Source organism: Bacillus sp. JJ1764 (assembly GCF_036962145.1).
Taxonomy (GTDB): domain Bacteria; phylum Bacillota; class Bacilli; order Bacillales; family Cytobacillaceae; genus Neobacillus.
In genome coordinates this window covers 278-1,002 of the sequence record NZ_JBALNY010000211.1, presented here as the reverse complement: position 1 = coordinate 1,002, position 725 = coordinate 278, and the positions used below count along the sequence as shown (strand labels likewise).

General features: G+C 36.8%; 2 protein-coding genes. Both read right to left on the bottom strand.

The genetic code is table 11. The features are described 5' to 3' along the window. The coding region (locus V7083_RS22185) for a hypothetical protein (RefSeq protein WP_335482168.1) at positions 1 to 220 on the bottom strand (220 nt) is incomplete at its 3' end. A gap of 2 nt (positions 221 to 222) precedes the next feature. Continuing rightward, the coding region (locus tag V7083_RS22180) for a hypothetical protein (protein WP_335482166.1) at positions 223 to 725 on the bottom strand (503 nt) is incomplete at its 5' end.

Sequence of the window (725 nt, the reverse complement as noted above, 5' to 3'; positions counted from 1 at the left end):
TCATTGCCCACCCTACCCAATGCCCTACTCCATTTGAATAGAAAAAACAGGCTGATATGATAATGAGAGGTGGATAGTTCCCTAATACTTCATATTTGCGTAAACGACTATCCTTGGATTGGACATCATTAAATGGATAGAGATTGGCAAAATCAATGATAACTTGGTAGACAAGAAATAGTAACGGTAACATAAAAGCTGCGATTTGAAGATGGGACATGTTTAATTCTCCTTCAAATTTAAAATAGTTTTTAGAACAGACTTTAAAACTTCAATTTGATTTTTAGCTTCGACTAATTTTTGCTCTAAAAATAATGAGCTGATATTCAGTCCTTCTAATGTTGAGATTATCATCTTGGCAATGGCTGTTTCAGATAAAGTTGGAGAGAATTCTCCATTTGCCTTTCCCTGTTGAATGAAGGAAAGAAGTTCTTTTACTCCCTGCTCGTATCGATTCTGCAAAAGCTGCAGTCGCTTTTCCTTCCGCCAGCTAGTCATCAGATACTCATAGGTGACAGGTACCATTGAGTGTTGAAGCCTGTCAAAACCTGCTGCCTGTGTGTCCAAAAAGAATTCAATTTTTCCCCAAGCTGTTGCTTCCAGTTCATTTTCTTTTGAATCATTTTCCACATTTGATAACTCTAGGATTTCTAAAAAGATTTCCTCGGTGTTAGAAAAGTACGAATATAAGGCACCGAAGCTTATATTTGCCGCCTCTTTAATAT